This is a genomic window from Nonomuraea sp. NPDC000554, assembly GCF_040300065.1.
In the GTDB taxonomy this organism is placed as follows: Bacteria; Actinomycetota; Actinomycetes; order Streptosporangiales; family Streptosporangiaceae; genus Nonomuraea.
In genome coordinates this window covers 141,946-154,620 of sequence record NZ_JBEPDC010000011.1, presented here as the reverse complement: position 1 = coordinate 154,620, position 12,675 = coordinate 141,946, and the positions used below count along the sequence as shown (strand labels likewise).

General features: G+C 71.0%; 14 protein-coding genes. 6 read left to right on the top strand and 8 right to left on the bottom strand.

The window, feature by feature from the left end; genetic code table 11:
- Positions 1–2: 2 nt before the first annotated feature.
- From ABT294_RS22025 to ABT294_RS22010, 4 genes are read right to left on the bottom strand one after another with little or no spacing between them, the layout of a single operon-like run.
- Complete coding sequence (locus ABT294_RS22025; protein ID WP_350808036.1) at positions 3–482, bottom strand: hypothetical protein; 480 nt, start codon at positions 480–482, stop codon at positions 3–5.
- Entirely contained in the window at positions 479–1,879 is a 1,401-nt protein-coding gene (locus ABT294_RS22020; RefSeq protein WP_350808034.1) for a sensor histidine kinase, read from the bottom strand. The genes ABT294_RS22025 and ABT294_RS22020 overlap by 4 nt, the downstream gene beginning before the upstream one ends.
- Complete coding sequence (locus tag ABT294_RS22015) at positions 1,876–2,550, bottom strand: response regulator (protein ID WP_350808033.1); 675 nt, start codon at positions 2,548–2,550, stop codon at positions 1,876–1,878. Before ABT294_RS22015 ends, ABT294_RS22020 begins: the two co-directional genes overlap by 4 nt.
- A 14-nt stretch (positions 2,551–2,564) precedes the next feature.
- Entirely contained in the window at positions 2,565–3,926 is a 1,362-nt protein-coding gene (locus ABT294_RS22010) for an alpha/beta hydrolase (RefSeq protein WP_350808031.1), read from the bottom strand.
- Between the two features lie 132 nt (positions 3,927–4,058).
- On the opposite strand from ABT294_RS22010, the gene ABT294_RS22005 reads away from it, so the two are divergent.
- The 4 genes from ABT294_RS22005 to ABT294_RS21990 are packed head-to-tail and all read left to right on the top strand — an operon-like array spanning position 4,059 to position 7,469.
- Entirely contained in the window at positions 4,059–4,664 is a 606-nt protein-coding gene (locus tag ABT294_RS22005) for a hypothetical protein (protein ID WP_350808029.1), read from the top strand.
- Complete coding sequence (locus ABT294_RS22000; RefSeq protein WP_350808027.1) at positions 4,661–5,641, top strand: peptidoglycan-binding protein; 981 nt, start codon at positions 4,661–4,663, stop codon at positions 5,639–5,641. Before ABT294_RS22005 ends, ABT294_RS22000 begins: the two co-directional genes overlap by 4 nt.
- The gene (locus tag ABT294_RS21995) at positions 5,638–6,306 is read left to right on the top strand and encodes an ABC transporter ATP-binding protein (RefSeq protein WP_350808025.1); all 669 of its coding nucleotides are present in this window, start codon (positions 5,638–5,640) and stop codon (positions 6,304–6,306) included. The genes ABT294_RS22000 and ABT294_RS21995 overlap by 4 nt, the downstream gene beginning before the upstream one ends.
- A complete protein-coding gene (locus ABT294_RS21990; RefSeq protein ID WP_350808023.1) occupies positions 6,303–7,469 on the top strand; it encodes an ABC transporter permease in 1,167 nt (388 codons plus the stop codon). The genes ABT294_RS21995 and ABT294_RS21990 overlap by 4 nt, the downstream gene beginning before the upstream one ends.
- Here the strand turns inward: ABT294_RS21990 and ABT294_RS21985 are convergent.
- Positions 7,456–9,531, bottom strand: a complete 2,076-nt coding sequence (locus ABT294_RS21985) for a sensor histidine kinase (RefSeq protein ID WP_350808021.1) — start codon at positions 9,529–9,531, stop codon at positions 7,456–7,458. The two genes, ABT294_RS21990 and ABT294_RS21985, sit on opposite strands and share 14 nt — an antisense overlap.
- 186 nt (positions 9,532–9,717) lie before the next feature.
- Here ABT294_RS21985 and ABT294_RS21980 point away from each other — a divergent pair, with 186 nt between their 5' ends.
- Positions 9,718–10,050, top strand: a complete 333-nt coding sequence (locus tag ABT294_RS21980; RefSeq protein ID WP_350808019.1) for a cupin domain-containing protein — start codon at positions 9,718–9,720, stop codon at positions 10,048–10,050.
- Positions 10,051–10,054: 4 nt separating this feature from the next.
- Positions 10,055–10,636, top strand: a complete 582-nt coding sequence (locus tag ABT294_RS21975) for a DUF488 domain-containing protein (RefSeq protein ID WP_350808017.1) — start codon at positions 10,055–10,057, stop codon at positions 10,634–10,636.
- 9 nt (positions 10,637–10,645) lie between these two features.
- Here the strand turns inward: ABT294_RS21975 and ABT294_RS21970 are convergent, their stop codons facing one another.
- Genes ABT294_RS21970 through ABT294_RS21960 form a run of 3 tightly spaced genes read right to left on the bottom strand, consistent with a single transcriptional unit; the run spans position 10,646 to position 12,528 of the window.
- Positions 10,646–11,203 (bottom strand): LysM peptidoglycan-binding domain-containing protein, encoded by a 558-nt coding sequence (locus ABT294_RS21970; RefSeq protein WP_350808015.1) that lies wholly within the window; start codon positions 11,201–11,203, stop codon positions 10,646–10,648.
- Between the two features lie 13 nt (positions 11,204–11,216).
- Entirely contained in the window at positions 11,217–12,116 is a 900-nt protein-coding gene (locus ABT294_RS21965; protein WP_350808013.1) for a WXG100-like domain-containing protein, read from the bottom strand.
- 46 nt (positions 12,117–12,162) lie between these two features.
- Positions 12,163–12,528, bottom strand: a complete 366-nt coding sequence (locus ABT294_RS21960) for a YbaB/EbfC family nucleoid-associated protein (RefSeq protein WP_350808011.1) — start codon at positions 12,526–12,528, stop codon at positions 12,163–12,165.
- Positions 12,529–12,675 lie beyond the last annotated feature (147 nt).

The following is a 12,675-nucleotide window of genomic DNA, read 5'->3' as shown; positions in this document are numbered from 1 at the left end:
GCTCATTCAGTGGACAGGAACTGCGGGCAGCGGTACGGGCCGGCGCTGCGCTTGCCGGTGACGATGGTGACCTGGACATGGTCGGGCCTGCTGCCCTTGAGCACGGCATGCCCTCTGGCCAGGCTGCACACCAGCTGGCCCGTGGCCATCCAGTCGGCCTTCTGATCGCGGGCCAGCTTGAGCGTGACCGAGTTCTTCGCCGCCGACGTGTGGAAGGAGCCGGAGACGTAGACGAGCGTGGACAGACCGGTGCGCTGCTCGGCGGCGTCGGGACCGGCGAGGAGCAGCTTGACGATGTCGTCGAGGTTGCGCAGTTGGCGGTTGTGCCTGGCGACTCCGCGCAGGCCGGAGTCGGAGACGAAGTAGAGGCGCATGCCGTTGCTGATCCCGGTGGGCGGTTCGCCGCCTCGTTGGACGCCGGTGGGCGTGATGCCGCATCCAGTCAGCACGGCCAGGACGGCCAGCAGGGCGAGTCGTCTCATCGTGGTTCCTCGATCGGCAGGCGGACGGTGAAGACGGCGCCGCCTCGGTTGGCGACCGTGATCTCACCTCCGTGGAGCCGGGCGTTCTCCTGGGCGATGGCCAGCCCCAGGCCGCTGCCTTCGGAGCGGGTGCGTGCGGCATCCGCCTTGTAGAAGCGCTCGAAGACATGCCTGATCGCCTCGTCGTCCAGGCCGGGTCCTCGGTCGGCCACCTCGAGTTCCAACCGGTCGCCGTCGGCGCGGAGCCGTACCGACACCGGAGGGACACCGTGCCGCAACGCGTTGCCGACGAGGTTGGCCACGATGACGTCCAGGCGGCGGCGGTCAAGACGGGCCCGGATGCCCGGCGGCAGCTCCAGGTGCAGGTCGCGCCAGCCGCGGGCGGTGAGCGTCGCCTTGATCGCCTCGTCCACGTCGAGGTCGGCGAGGTTGAGTGCGGCCGCGCCGGCGTCGAAGCGAGAGATCTCGATGAGGTCCTCGACGAGCCGGGTGAGTTTGGTGACCTCGGCGCTGACGGTACGGGCCGCGCGGGCGCTGTCGGGTGGAAGGGCTGCGGCGTCCTCGTCGAGCACCTCGGTGACCATGGCCATGGCCGCCAGCGGGGTGCGCAGCTCGTGGGAGACGTCGGCGACGAACCGGCGGGCCCGGGCCTCCTGCTCGCGCAGCTCGCCCATGGTCCGCTCCAGCGCCGCCGCCGTCTGGTTGAAGGTGTGGGTCAGGTCGGTGAGCTCGTCCGAGCCGCGCGGTACGGCCCGGCTGTGCAGCGCTCCCTCCGCCAGGTGGCGAGCGGCCCTGCCGAGGTCGCGCACCGGCTGGAGCACCGCGCGGGCGGCGAGCAACGCCATCAGGATGGCGGCGACGGCGACAATGATCATGCCGTTTCTGGCCGCCTCGAGCAGCAGCGCAGTGTCCGCTTCTTCGTCGGACAACGGGACGATGCCGTAGATCTCCAGCCCGGATACCTTGCCCGACGGCTCGAAGGTGACGGGGGCGCCGACGACGAACCACGGCTGCTCGCCGTACTCCACCCGCTGCCAGCTCAGCTCTGCACGGTCGGAGACGGCCGCGTGGAGCGCGGTTGTGATCCGCGCGCGGTCCGCGGCCGCGTCGGAGGCGGCCGTGAGACCGCCGTAACGGGCGATGACCACACCATCGCGTACGGCAGGCGAGACCGACTGCGCGAAGCGGCGTAGCGCGGCCTGGTCGGGAGGAAGGTCGAACTCGCGGGCCAGGGCGGTGACGCGGGCTCGGAAGCTCTCCATGACGGCGTCTTGCGTCCGCTGAAGCATGAAATCTCGGGACTGGCGGTAGATCAGCACGGTCGCCGTCACCGAGCTGATCACCGAGACCAGCACGAAGACGACCACCATGCGGGCCCGCAGTCCACCGACCCTCATCGGTCGAACCGGTACCCGAAGCCGCGCACGGTCTGAATGTGCCGCGGACTCCCCGGAGTCTCCTCGATCTTGGCGCGCAGACGCCCCACGGCCGCGTCGACCAGCCGGGAGTCGCCCAGGTAGTCGTGATCCCAGACCAGCTCGAGCAGCAGTTCGCGGCTGAAGACCCGGCCGGGCGCGGCCGACAGCTCCAGCAGGAGCCGCAGCTCGGTCGGCGGCAGCGCGATCCTGGTGCCTTTCCTGGTGACGGTGAGCGCGGCCCTGTCGATCACCAGGTCGCCGAAGTCGTCCTGGTGAGCGGGGCGGGTGACCGGCTCCGCCCGCCGTAGCACCGCCCGGATTCTGGCCTCCAGCACCCGCCCGGTCACCGGCTTGACCACATAGTCGTCGGCCCCCGCCTCCAGACCGCCGACCACGTCGAAGTCGTCGCCCCGTGCGGTGAGCATGATGACCGGGATCGGCCCGGCGGCGCGGATGCGGCGGCAGACCTCGAACCCGTCCAGTCCCGGGAGCATGAGGTCCAGAACCACGAGATCGGGTTTGTCCTTCAGCAGGCCGAGTCCGGCCTCGCCGGTGGCGGCGGCGAGGACGTCGTGGCCGTGGCGGCGCAGGACGAGCTCCATGCTGTCGCGCACCGACGGGTCGTCTTCAATGATCAGTACGTGGGCCATGGCTCTATCGAGTATCAGTTACCGCAGGTGGTGCCCGTGACCTTGCCCGTGAGCAGGAAGCCGGTGATCTTACGCTTCATGCACTGCTTGGGCGCGGTCAGGCACATCCGGGCGTAGGTGATGTGGCCGGTGCCTTCCATCGTGAGCAGTTTCGAGCCGGGGATGCGCCGATGGACGCGGGTGGCCCAGGTGTGCGGGGTGGCCAGGTCCACCGTATGACTGGCGACCAGCGTGGGCACACCCGTGAAGGAGTGCGCGGCCGGCGGGTTGGCGACCTTGGCCGGCCAGCCCTGGCAGCCGAGCACGAAGTTGATCGCCTGGCTGTTGCCCCTGACGTAGGGGGCGACCTTGCGCGCTTCGGCCATCGCCGTCCGATAGTCCGTGAAGTTCTTGAAGGTCGCGCTGAAGTCCTGGCACCAGGTGGCTCTGAACATGATGTCCCCGCCGGAGTCCAGCCAGCGGACCTGGCCCTTGCCGGTGGCCAGCGCCTTGAGGCTGCTGTCCAGCTCGGAGGTGCCGCCCACCGTCAGGTACCCGTTGAGCAGATCGGTCAGCATCTGCGGGGTGACCTTCTTTCCCTTGTGCGTGAGGGCGCCCTGGTCCGCCCTGGCGAACAGGGTCGCGACGGTCGTGCGCAGGCTCTTCTTGAGCGCCCGCTCGGCCTCGGCCGCGCCGTCGCGCAGCAGCTCGGCCGGGTCCTTGATGCTGTGGTCGATCACGCTGTCGAGGACGAGGCTGTTCAGCCGTTCCGAGTGGAGTTGCGCGTACTGCTGGCCGATGAGCGTGCCGTAGGACTGACCGAGGAAGCTGATCTTCTCCTCGCCGAGCGCCTGGCGGATCGCCTCCACGTCCTGTGCGACGGAGCCGGTGTCGAGGTGGTCGAAGAGCGCGCCGGTCTTCTCGCGACAGCTCTGGCCCAACGTGCGGTTCGTGGCGACGAGGGCGGCGAACTCCTTGCTGGTCGTCGGTGGTGTGATGGGGCCGGCCTCGCATTCCAAGCCGCTGCTGCGGCCGACGCCGCGCGGGTCGAAGCCGATGATGTCGAAGCTGTCGAGCACCTCGTCGGGGAACTCCTCTCCGGCCATCATGACCGGGGTCGCACCCGGGTTGCCGGGACCGCCGGGATTGGTGATCAGCGTCCCGATCTTCGTCTTTCGCGCCTTGCTCCGCGAGACGAAGATCTCGATCTTCTCGCCGTCCGGCTGGGACCAGTCGACGGGCACCGTGACCTTGCCGCACGTGATCCCCTTGGCCGCAGGGGGGTAGGGCGGGTCCGGCGGGCACTTCCCCCATGTCACTTCGGCGGCGGCCGGAACCGCGGGCATCAGCGCGCCCAGGCAGAGCGCCGCGGCGGCGGCGAGGTAGATCTTCTTCATGGCGGCCACGCTGCCAACCGCGCGTGATGACCATTGCCCGGTTTTTCTACCAACGTGTAACAAAGGCGACTGTTACCTACTCATCACAGAGTCATAGATGGTTCACCACATCAGGCCAGCACGGTGGTCGGCATGCCGAAGAAGACCACCATCGCGCTGCTCGTCGTACCTGTGTTCGCCCTGGCCGCCTGCGGGGGCGGCGGCCAGGAGCCGACCGGTGGCGAGATCCTCAGTGCGGGCTCACCGAGTGCCGCGTCTGCCACCACCAAGCCCGCGGCCAAGGAGGGCAAGGGCGCCTTCTACGACGCCCAGCTCGCCTATGTGCGGTGCATGCGCCAGAACGGGCTGCAGGACTGGCCCGACCCCAAGCTCAGTGGCCACCCCGACTGGGACCGCATCCAGGACATCCAACGCGAACTCCAGAAGGGCTCGAACCTGCGGGCCGGCCAGGAGAAGCTCACCAAGGCGATGCGCGCCTGCATGGACCTGATGAACGCCGCCGACGCGCTCGCGCCCAAGCAGGACCCGGCCAAGCTCTACGAAGCGCTGCTCAAGCACGCCAAGTGCATGCGCGACAACGGCGTCTCCGCCTTCGCCAACCCCAAGAAGGAGGGCAACGCCGTCATCCCCGGCGGCGACCCGAACCCGGCCAACCCGGCGTTCGACGTCGACTCCCCCGCCTACGAGCGGGCCCGCCAGGCGTGTAAGGATCTGCTGCCCGACGGGTCCGACCAGTGAGAGCCGTCGTGGTGCTGATCGCGGCCACGGCGGCCCTGACGGCCTGCGCGTCCACCGCACCGGCACCGCCCAACAGGCCGCCGGCGATCGCCAAGGTGACCAAGTCAGACCTGATGCGGAGCAAGACCGTCGACGGTTCGCTCGACTACGCCCACCGGCGCGAGATCAGGCACCCGGTCGCGGGCACGCTGACCACCGCCGCCGTCGAGGGCAGGACGGTACGGCTGGGCCAGCGCCTGTATGACGTGGACGCCAGGCCGGTGCTGCTGCTGTACGGCAGGACGCCGATGTTCCGCAAGCTCTCCGCCGGGGCGCAGGGCCCTGACGTGCTGCAACTCCAGCAGAACCTGCGCGCGCTCGGCTTCGCGACCGTGACCGAGCGCGGCTACGGTCCGCACACCGTCGCCGCGGTCAAGTCGCTGCAGAAGGCGAGAGGGTTCATCGCACCCGACGGCGTGATCAGACAGGGTGACGTGGTCTTCCAGCCAGGCCCCGTCCGGGTCGTCGCGGCCGACGCGCGCCTGGCGGACAGGGTGGGCGGCGAGGAGCCGGTTCTGACCGTGGCCTCGGCCACACCGGTCATCAGGGTGGAACTCGACCCGGCCGACCAGAAACTGGCGCGCAAGGGAAAGAAGGTCGAGATCGCCCTGTCCTCCGGAAAGTCCATGGCCGGTCGGGTGAGCGCTGTCACCCGGCCGAAAGGCGAAGACGAGAACCTCACCGTCGAGATCGCCTTCCGCGGCAAGGCATCGGGCACGGTCAGCGTCACCTTCGTCATCCAACGCCGCGCCGGAGTGCTCGCCGTACCGGTGGAGGCCGTGGTGGCGCTGCGCGAGGGCGGCTACGGCCTACAGGTCGTGGAGAACGGCAAGGTCCGCGTCGTCGCGGTCGAGCCGGGCATGACCGCCGACGGGCTGATCGAGGTCAGCGGCGCAGGGCTGCGCGAGGGCATGGAGGTCGGGGTGGCCAAGGAGTGAGCACCGTCATCGAGTTGACCGACGTGACCAGGAGCTACCCCGGGGACGTCCACGCGCTGCGCGGGGTGAGCCTGCGCGTGGACGAGGGTGAGCTGGCGGCCGTCGTCGGCCCTTCCGGGTCAGGCAAGTCGACGCTGCTGCAGATCGTCGGCACTCTGGACCGGGCCAGCAGCGGGGGCGTCCACGTCGCGGGACACGACGTGGGCACGCTGTCGGACGCGGCGTTGTCGACGCTGCGAGCCGGCCATATCGGCTTCGTCTTCCAGCACTTTCACCTCTCGGCCGGGTTGAGCGCCGTGGACAACGTGGCAGAGGGCCTGCTCTACGCGGGCGTCCCGCTGCGCGAACGCCGCGTCAGGGCCCGAGAGGCTCTGGAGCGGGTACGGCTCGCGCACCGCTTCGATCACCGGCCGCATCAGCTGTCGGGCGGCGAGAAGCAGCGCGTCGCCATCGCCAGGGCGGTCGTCGGCCGGCCCGCCCTGCTGCTGGCCGACGAGCCCACCGGAGCCCTCGACACCGCCTCCGGCCAGGTCGTCATGGAGCTACTGCACGAGCTGCACCGGGAGGGGACGACCGTCGTGGTCATCACGCACGACAACGAGATCGCCGCGTCGCTGCCACGCCGGATCAGGATGCGCGACGGCCAGATCGTGAGCGACTCGTGAGGCCGGTCGACATCCTGCGCACCGGGGCCGGCGGGCTGCGCTCCAGGCGGGCCAGGGTGGTGCTGTCCGCGCTCGGCATCGCCATCGGCATCGCCACCATGGTCGCGGTGATCGGGCTGTCCCTGTCGAGCCGCGCCGACCTGCTCGCCCAGCTGGACCGGCTCGGTACTAACCTGCTGACCATACAGGCGGGCAAGACCGCGCTCGGCGAGGACGCCAAGCTGCCCAAGCAGGCCGTGGCCATGGTCCGCGCTGTCGGCCCAGTCCAGCAGGCCACCGCGACCGGCGACGTCGACGCCTCGGTCAGGCGCAGCGACGTCGTCCCGCAGGAGCGCACTGCCGGAGTGGCTGTGCAGGCGGCCAGACTCGACCTGCTCAGGGCGCTGGGCGGCCGGGTGCGCTCCGGCACCTGGCTGACCACGGCCGGCGAGCGTCTGCCCACCACCGTGCTCGGCGCGGTGGCCGCCGAACGGCTCGGCGTCCTCGGCCCAGGCGAGAAGATCCTCATCGGCGACCGCTGGTTCGTGGTCGTCGGCGTGCTCGCCCCCGTCGAGCTCGTCCCCGAGCTGGACCGGGTGGCCCTCGTCGGCTTCACCGCCGCGCAGCACCACCTCGGATTCGACGGCCACCCCACGATGATCTTCGAACGCTCTCGTGACGACGCCGTGGCAGCGGTACGTGACGTCCTGGCCCGCACGGTCAGCCCAGGGTCACCCGAGGTCGTGAAGATCAGCCGACCGTCGGACGCGCTGGCCGCCCGCGCGGCCACCGACGAGGGCATGACCACGCTCATGCTCGGCCTCGGCGCGGTCGCGCTGCTCGTCGGCGGCGTCGGCGTGGCCAACACCATGATCATCTCTGTGCTGGAGCGGCGGCAGGAGATCGGCCTGCGCCGCGCCCTGGGCGCTCGTAAGGGCGACATCCGGCTGCAGTTCCTCACCGAGTCGCTGCTGCTGTCAGCGCTGGGCGGCGGTGCGGGCGCGGCGCTGGGAGCGGTCGCCACAGCGGCTTTCGCCCTCGTTCAGGGCTGGACGCCGGTGATCCCGCTCTGGTCCATCGGCGGAGCCGTCGCCGCCACCCTGGCCGTCGGCGTGCTGGCCGGCCTCTACCCGGCAGCGCGAGCCGCACGACTCCACCCGACCACCGCCCTCAACGCCGCCTGAACCCGCTCAGCGGGGAGCCATCTGTGATCTGCGCGCGGCTCTCGTCCGTTGCCTGGGACGTCTCGGAGGCGGGAAGGGGCAGCATGACCTCGACGCGGGTGCCCTTCCCCGGTTCGCCGGTGACGACGCAGATGCCGCCGAGTTCGGCGGCGCGCTCGCGCATCGAGGTGAGGCCGACTCCCGAGCGGCGTGCCTCGGGGAGGCCGCGCCCGTCGTCGCTCACCTGCACCCGCAGGGCGGACCGGTCACGCTGGAGGGTGATGCGCCCCCGGGTCGCCTGGGCGTGGCGCCGGATGTTGGTGAGGGCTTCCTGGACGATCCGGTAGACGGCCACCTCCACGGCCGCCGGCAGCGCCGACAGATCCCCTTCGACCTCCACCTCGGCGGACTGTCCTGCCAGTTCCCGGACCGCGCCGGCCAGGCCGAGGTCGTCGAGGGCAGGCGGGCGCAGGCCGTAGACGAGTTCGCGGATGTCGCCGGTGACCGCGTCCATGCCGGAGCGCAGGTCCTGGAGCAGGGCGTCGGTCGAGTCGGGTGAGTTCTTCAGCGTGCTGCGGGCGATGTTGATGGCCATGGCCATGCCGGACAGGGTCTGGCCGAGCCCGTCGTGCAGGTCGCGCCGCAGGCGGCGGCGTTCCTCCTCCCGGGCGGTCAGGATGCGTTCTCTGGAACGTTGCAGGTCCGCGGCCATGCGGACGGCGTGGGCGACGTCGGCGGCGTACGGCGTGAGCGTGGCGAGCACCCGCTCGTCGTGCGCCGCGGGGAAGCGGCGCGGGCCGGGCGGGCCGACGAGCAGGCGGCCGACCCGTTCGCCGTGCCAGACCAGCGGCACCTCCCGGGCGGCGTCCCCCACCCGCCCGTTCTCGACGTACCGGGGCTTGCCGTCGGCCACCTCCACGGCGACGCCCTCGACGGCGAGACCGTCGCGCAGCACGCTCACCACGGACGTCAGCGCCTCGGCCGGGTCGCCCCTGCGCACCGCCTGGGTCAGCCGCTCGGCGAGCACGCGGGGGTCGCCGACGCGTCCGTACAGCAGGCGGTCGACGGCCCGTTGCAGCGCGCGCCGCAGCGGCTGGAAGGACGCCCCCGCGAACAGCGCGGACGCGAGCCCGGCGACCTGGTCGTAGCCGGAGACCAGCAGGCTCGACACCGCGCCGACGCCGATGTAGACGGCGCTGACGACGACCAGCAGCCCGGCCGCCACGAAGGCCCGGCTGATCACGGTGTCGATCCCGTAGAGCCGGTAGCGCATCACCGAGAACGCGACGGCGACGGGGATGAGCGCCGCCCAGGCGATCGCGAGCCACGCCAGCTGGGCCGCGAACGCGCCCACGACCAGGAACACGATGTACCCGGTGAACGCGAACAGCGGCCAGCCGATCTGGCGTCTGCCGACCGGGTCGGCGTGCCGCAGGCGCAGGGCCAGGGAGAGCGCCGCCACCGCCATCGAGACGTAGATGGCCGTCCACGCGACCGTGGAGACGGCGTCGTTGTACGGCGCGAGCGCGGGGAGCTGCAGGGGGTTGTGGATGACGACGGGGAACGGGTAGCCGGCGGCGGGCGGGTCCGGGCGGATGATCGCGCGGAGCATCTCGGTCGTGAGGGCGGCCGTGCCCAGCCACACGGCCGGACGCCAGCGCGGGGACGGCAGCCGGCCGTCGGGCGAGTACAGCGGCACCAGGATGGTGAGTGTCAGGCCGCACGCCGCCCAGCCGACCTGGCCGGGGAAGCGCAGGTATCCGGCCGTGACGATGTCGCCGTCGGCGGCGACGCGGAGCATCAGCGCCTGCGTGAAGTCGCTGACACCGCCCGCCAGGCCGCCGCCGCACATCAGCCACGCCATGTTGAGCCAGGGCCGCTGGAAGAGGAGGAAGGCGCCGACCGCGGGGAACGTCAGGGCGGCGGCCGTCTGAGGGGTGGCGATGATCGCGGGCTGCCACTCCTCGGGCAGCCCTTCGAAGATCATCAACGCGGCCACCGCGAGGATCGGGGACACCACCGCCGTGACGACGGCGGCGACCCGCGCCACGGTCACCCCGACCGCCCTGGAACTCCCGGCCATCCCGTCCCCCGCCCTCTCCAGCCCCGGCCTGCCGACGGCAGGACAGGATTATCACCTCTTAATCGTGATATTCCGCCTGTCGTGGCCGGGCTGTTACCACCGGGCCGCCTCCGATGATCAGGAAGGACCTCGTGTCACGCGTCGGGATCCGGGGCGCGGATCCGGGCTCCTGACAGACTCGGTCGCATGCAGAAAATCTCCTTGGACGCGCTCGTGCGGGAGCATCTGAAGCGCGCCGCCGCCTCCTCGACCGGGCGCAGCGCCGAGACCGTCTTCGGCGGCCACGAGCACGTCCTGCGCCAGACTCTCATCGTCCTGACGGCGGGCACGTCGATGGCCGAGCACGAGAACCCCGGCGAGGCGACCCTCACCGTGCTGCACGGACGGATCCGGCTGCGCAGCGGCGACAACTCCTGGGACGGGATGGCCGGGGACTTCCTGACGGTGCCGCCGTCCCGCCACAGCCTGGAGGCGCTGGAGGACTCCGCCGCCCTCCTCACCGTCGCGAAACTCCCCTGACCGGGTGACACGCATCCCGGAGAGGGGGCTCGGTCGCATGCAGGCACGGGAGCAGCGCGGCTCCACGACTCTGGTGACGTTCGGGCACGGCCTCGCCACCCGCGAGCAGCTGGCCGACCTCCTGCGGGGCGCCGGCGTGCAGGCCGTCGTCGACGTCCGGACCGCTCCCGGCAGCCGGCGCAACCCGGACGCCGGCCGGGACGCCCTGAGCAGGTGGATGCCGGCGGCGGGGCTCGACTACCGGTGGGAGAAGAGGCTGGGCGGCTTCCGCGAGGCCGCGCCGGACTCGCCCGACGTCTTCTGGAGGAACACCTCCTTCCGCGGGTACGCCGGGTACACCCGCCACCCCGACTTCGTCGCCGCCATGGACGAGCTGCTGCGGCAGGCGGCCACGGCCCGCACGGCGGTGATGTGCGCCGAGGCCGTGTGGTGGCGCTGCCACCGGCAGCTCATCGCCGACTTCGCCGTCCTGGCCCGGCACGCGCACGTGCTGCACCTGGCGCACGACGGAGGGCTCAGCGACCACCAGCCGACCTCTGGAGCCCGCCTCCGCGACGACGGGCTGCTCGTCTACGACCAGCTGTGACCCGCGTGCTCAGGACTCCCCCCACACCGGGCGGTCCTCGTCGGGCTCCGGGATGGCGGACAGGACGGCGGCGACGCTGTCCCAGTCGGCGACCTGAACCCGGTCGGCCATGAGACGCAGGCGGGCCGGGACGTCCTCGTGCGCCTCCAGCAGGGCTTCCACGCCTTCCATGACCCGGCCGGAGACCGCCTCGTAGCCCGTGCCGCCGCCCTGGCCCTTGAAGAAGTCGGTTCCCAGCTTGTCACCGCCCCAGAAGTCGCCGATGGCGTTCAGCTCCTCCGCCGCCTGCCTGACGGCGGCGGCGAGCTCGCCTCTCTCGACGTCGAAGACGTGCGCGACGGACCTGAGGTGGTCGGGGTAGATCTCCATGGGCAGGCGGAGCGTCATGCCCGGCCGGATCGCGTCGGGGTCGTCGAGGACGTCGCGGTTCGCGGCGTAGATGCGCGGCCAGAGCGAGCCGTCCTCGAAGAGCTCCTCGGCGATGTGCCAGAGGGTGTCGTAGGTCCCGCCGTGTGGCGAGACCGTGACGGACTCCGGCCGCTCCGGCGGCTCCGGTGGTGCGGTCATAGGGGATCACTCCTCAGCCGGGCGGTTTGTGGGCCATGGTGAAGTACAGGAGGACCCTGCCCAGGGTCTGCTTCCAGGTGGGGACGAGGTCCCAGCCGCTCTCGCCGTTCAGGGCGTCGTACGTGGGGCCGTAGCCGATCGAGCCTCCGGCCAGCCGGCCCAGGAAGTTCTGCAGCTCGGGGTGCAGATTCTTGAGGGCGGGTGCGACCGCGTCCGACACGCCGTAGAACGCCATCGAGGCGGTCCACTCCTTCAGCGCCTGCTTCGCGTTGTCGCCGAACGAGCCCGGGTCCTCGCCACGCCACTTCTTGACGCCCGCCACCGCCGTCACGTCGCCGACGGCGAAGAACGTGCTGCCGATGGCGGCCTCCGACAGCATGGTCAGGACGATCTTCGCGACGTTGTGTTCCAGCAGCTTGGCGAGGAGTTTCGCCTGTGCTCGCCGGATCAGGAACTCCGTTATCTTGCTGGCGACCACGTGCTGCCACGGGAAGGTGGTGATGAAGATGAAGCTGGCGAAGTTCGCCATGGCGGCGGTCCAGTAGGCGTGCTGGGCCTGCTCGACCAGTTCGGCGTACGCGTCGCACGCCCGGGCGTTGCGGCGGCAGGCGAGGGCGAGGCGGCCGGGGAAGCTCACCGCGGGAGGCAGCGGGTAGAGCCCGGGGGTCACCGCCTTCTTGAAGGCCTCTACGGGTTCGCCCCCGTTCTTCTTCCAGACCGCCTCGGCGGACGGGTAGGTGTTGTTCGGGCTCTGTTCGAGGCGGTCTGCGAGGCGGTTCCACACGTCGCGGGCCTGGCGGGCGCGCTCGGGGTCGCCGTCGGGGTACTCGACCGCGAGCATCTTGTAGACGAACGCCGCGATGCCCACCACCCCGGCGCCGTAGATCGCGACGCGGCCGGGTCTGTAGCTCAACGGCGCTCGACCGGCCCTCCAGCCCCCCACTGCTGGAGGGATCCCCTCATCGTTCGCCTTGGGACGGCGGCAGGGGCGAGTCCAGCAGGGTGCCGGCGATGAAGGGGGTCATCAGCTCCTGTGTCTGCCGCTCGGCGTCGCGGGCCGCTTCGCCGGCCGCCTGGAGGATGGCCTCGGCCAGCTCGTCGGAGCCCAGCCGCATGGCGCGCGGGTCGAGGGTGAGGCCGGCGAGGGCTCCGGTCTGCGACACCTCGGCGGTGACGCGTCCCTGCGCCGCCTCACCGCGGCCGCGGATCTCGGCGATCCGTCCCTGGAGCTGTTCCAGCTCCGAGACCTCTCCCTGGAACTGCTCCAGCAGCCGGTCAAGCTCTTCGTCGCCGCTTCCGCGCAGCGCTTCGAAGGGGGAAGTCACAGCGCTCCCGGACGTCGGGACGGTCGGACGGCACGGATGTCGGGTATGTCGGTCATCACCCTCCCCAACGTATCGCACGTCGCGATCAAGCAACACTACCGGTAGGTAAACCAGGTTAAACACCCTCGGTAAGCGCCTACGTAAAGG

Bases quoted from the DNA above. Each gene is read 5' to 3' on its own strand.
- ABT294_RS22025 (WP_350808036.1), bottom strand. From the start codon at position 482: ATGAGACGACTCGCCCTGCTGGCCGTCCTGGCCGTGCTGACTGGATGC.
- ABT294_RS22015 (WP_350808033.1), bottom strand. From the start codon at position 2,550: ATGGCCCACGTACTGATCATTGAAGACGACCCGTCGGTGCGCGACAGC.
- ABT294_RS22010 (WP_350808031.1), bottom strand. From the start codon at position 3,926: ATGAAGAAGATCTACCTCGCCGCCGCCGCGGCGCTCTGCCTGGGCGCG.
- ABT294_RS22020 (WP_350808034.1), bottom strand. From the start codon at position 1,879: ATGAGGGTCGGTGGACTGCGGGCCCGCATGGTGGTCGTCTTCGTGCTG.
- ABT294_RS21970 (WP_350808015.1), bottom strand. From the start codon at position 11,203: ATGACCGCACCACCGGAGCCGCCGGAGCGGCCGGAGTCCGTCACGGTC.
- ABT294_RS22005 (WP_350808029.1), top strand. From the start codon at position 4,059: ATGCCGAAGAAGACCACCATCGCGCTGCTCGTCGTACCTGTGTTCGCC.
- ABT294_RS21985 (WP_350808021.1), bottom strand. From the start codon at position 9,531: ATGGCCGGGAGTTCCAGGGCGGTCGGGGTGACCGTGGCGCGGGTCGCC.
- ABT294_RS21980 (WP_350808019.1), top strand. From the start codon at position 9,718: ATGCAGAAAATCTCCTTGGACGCGCTCGTGCGGGAGCATCTGAAGCGC.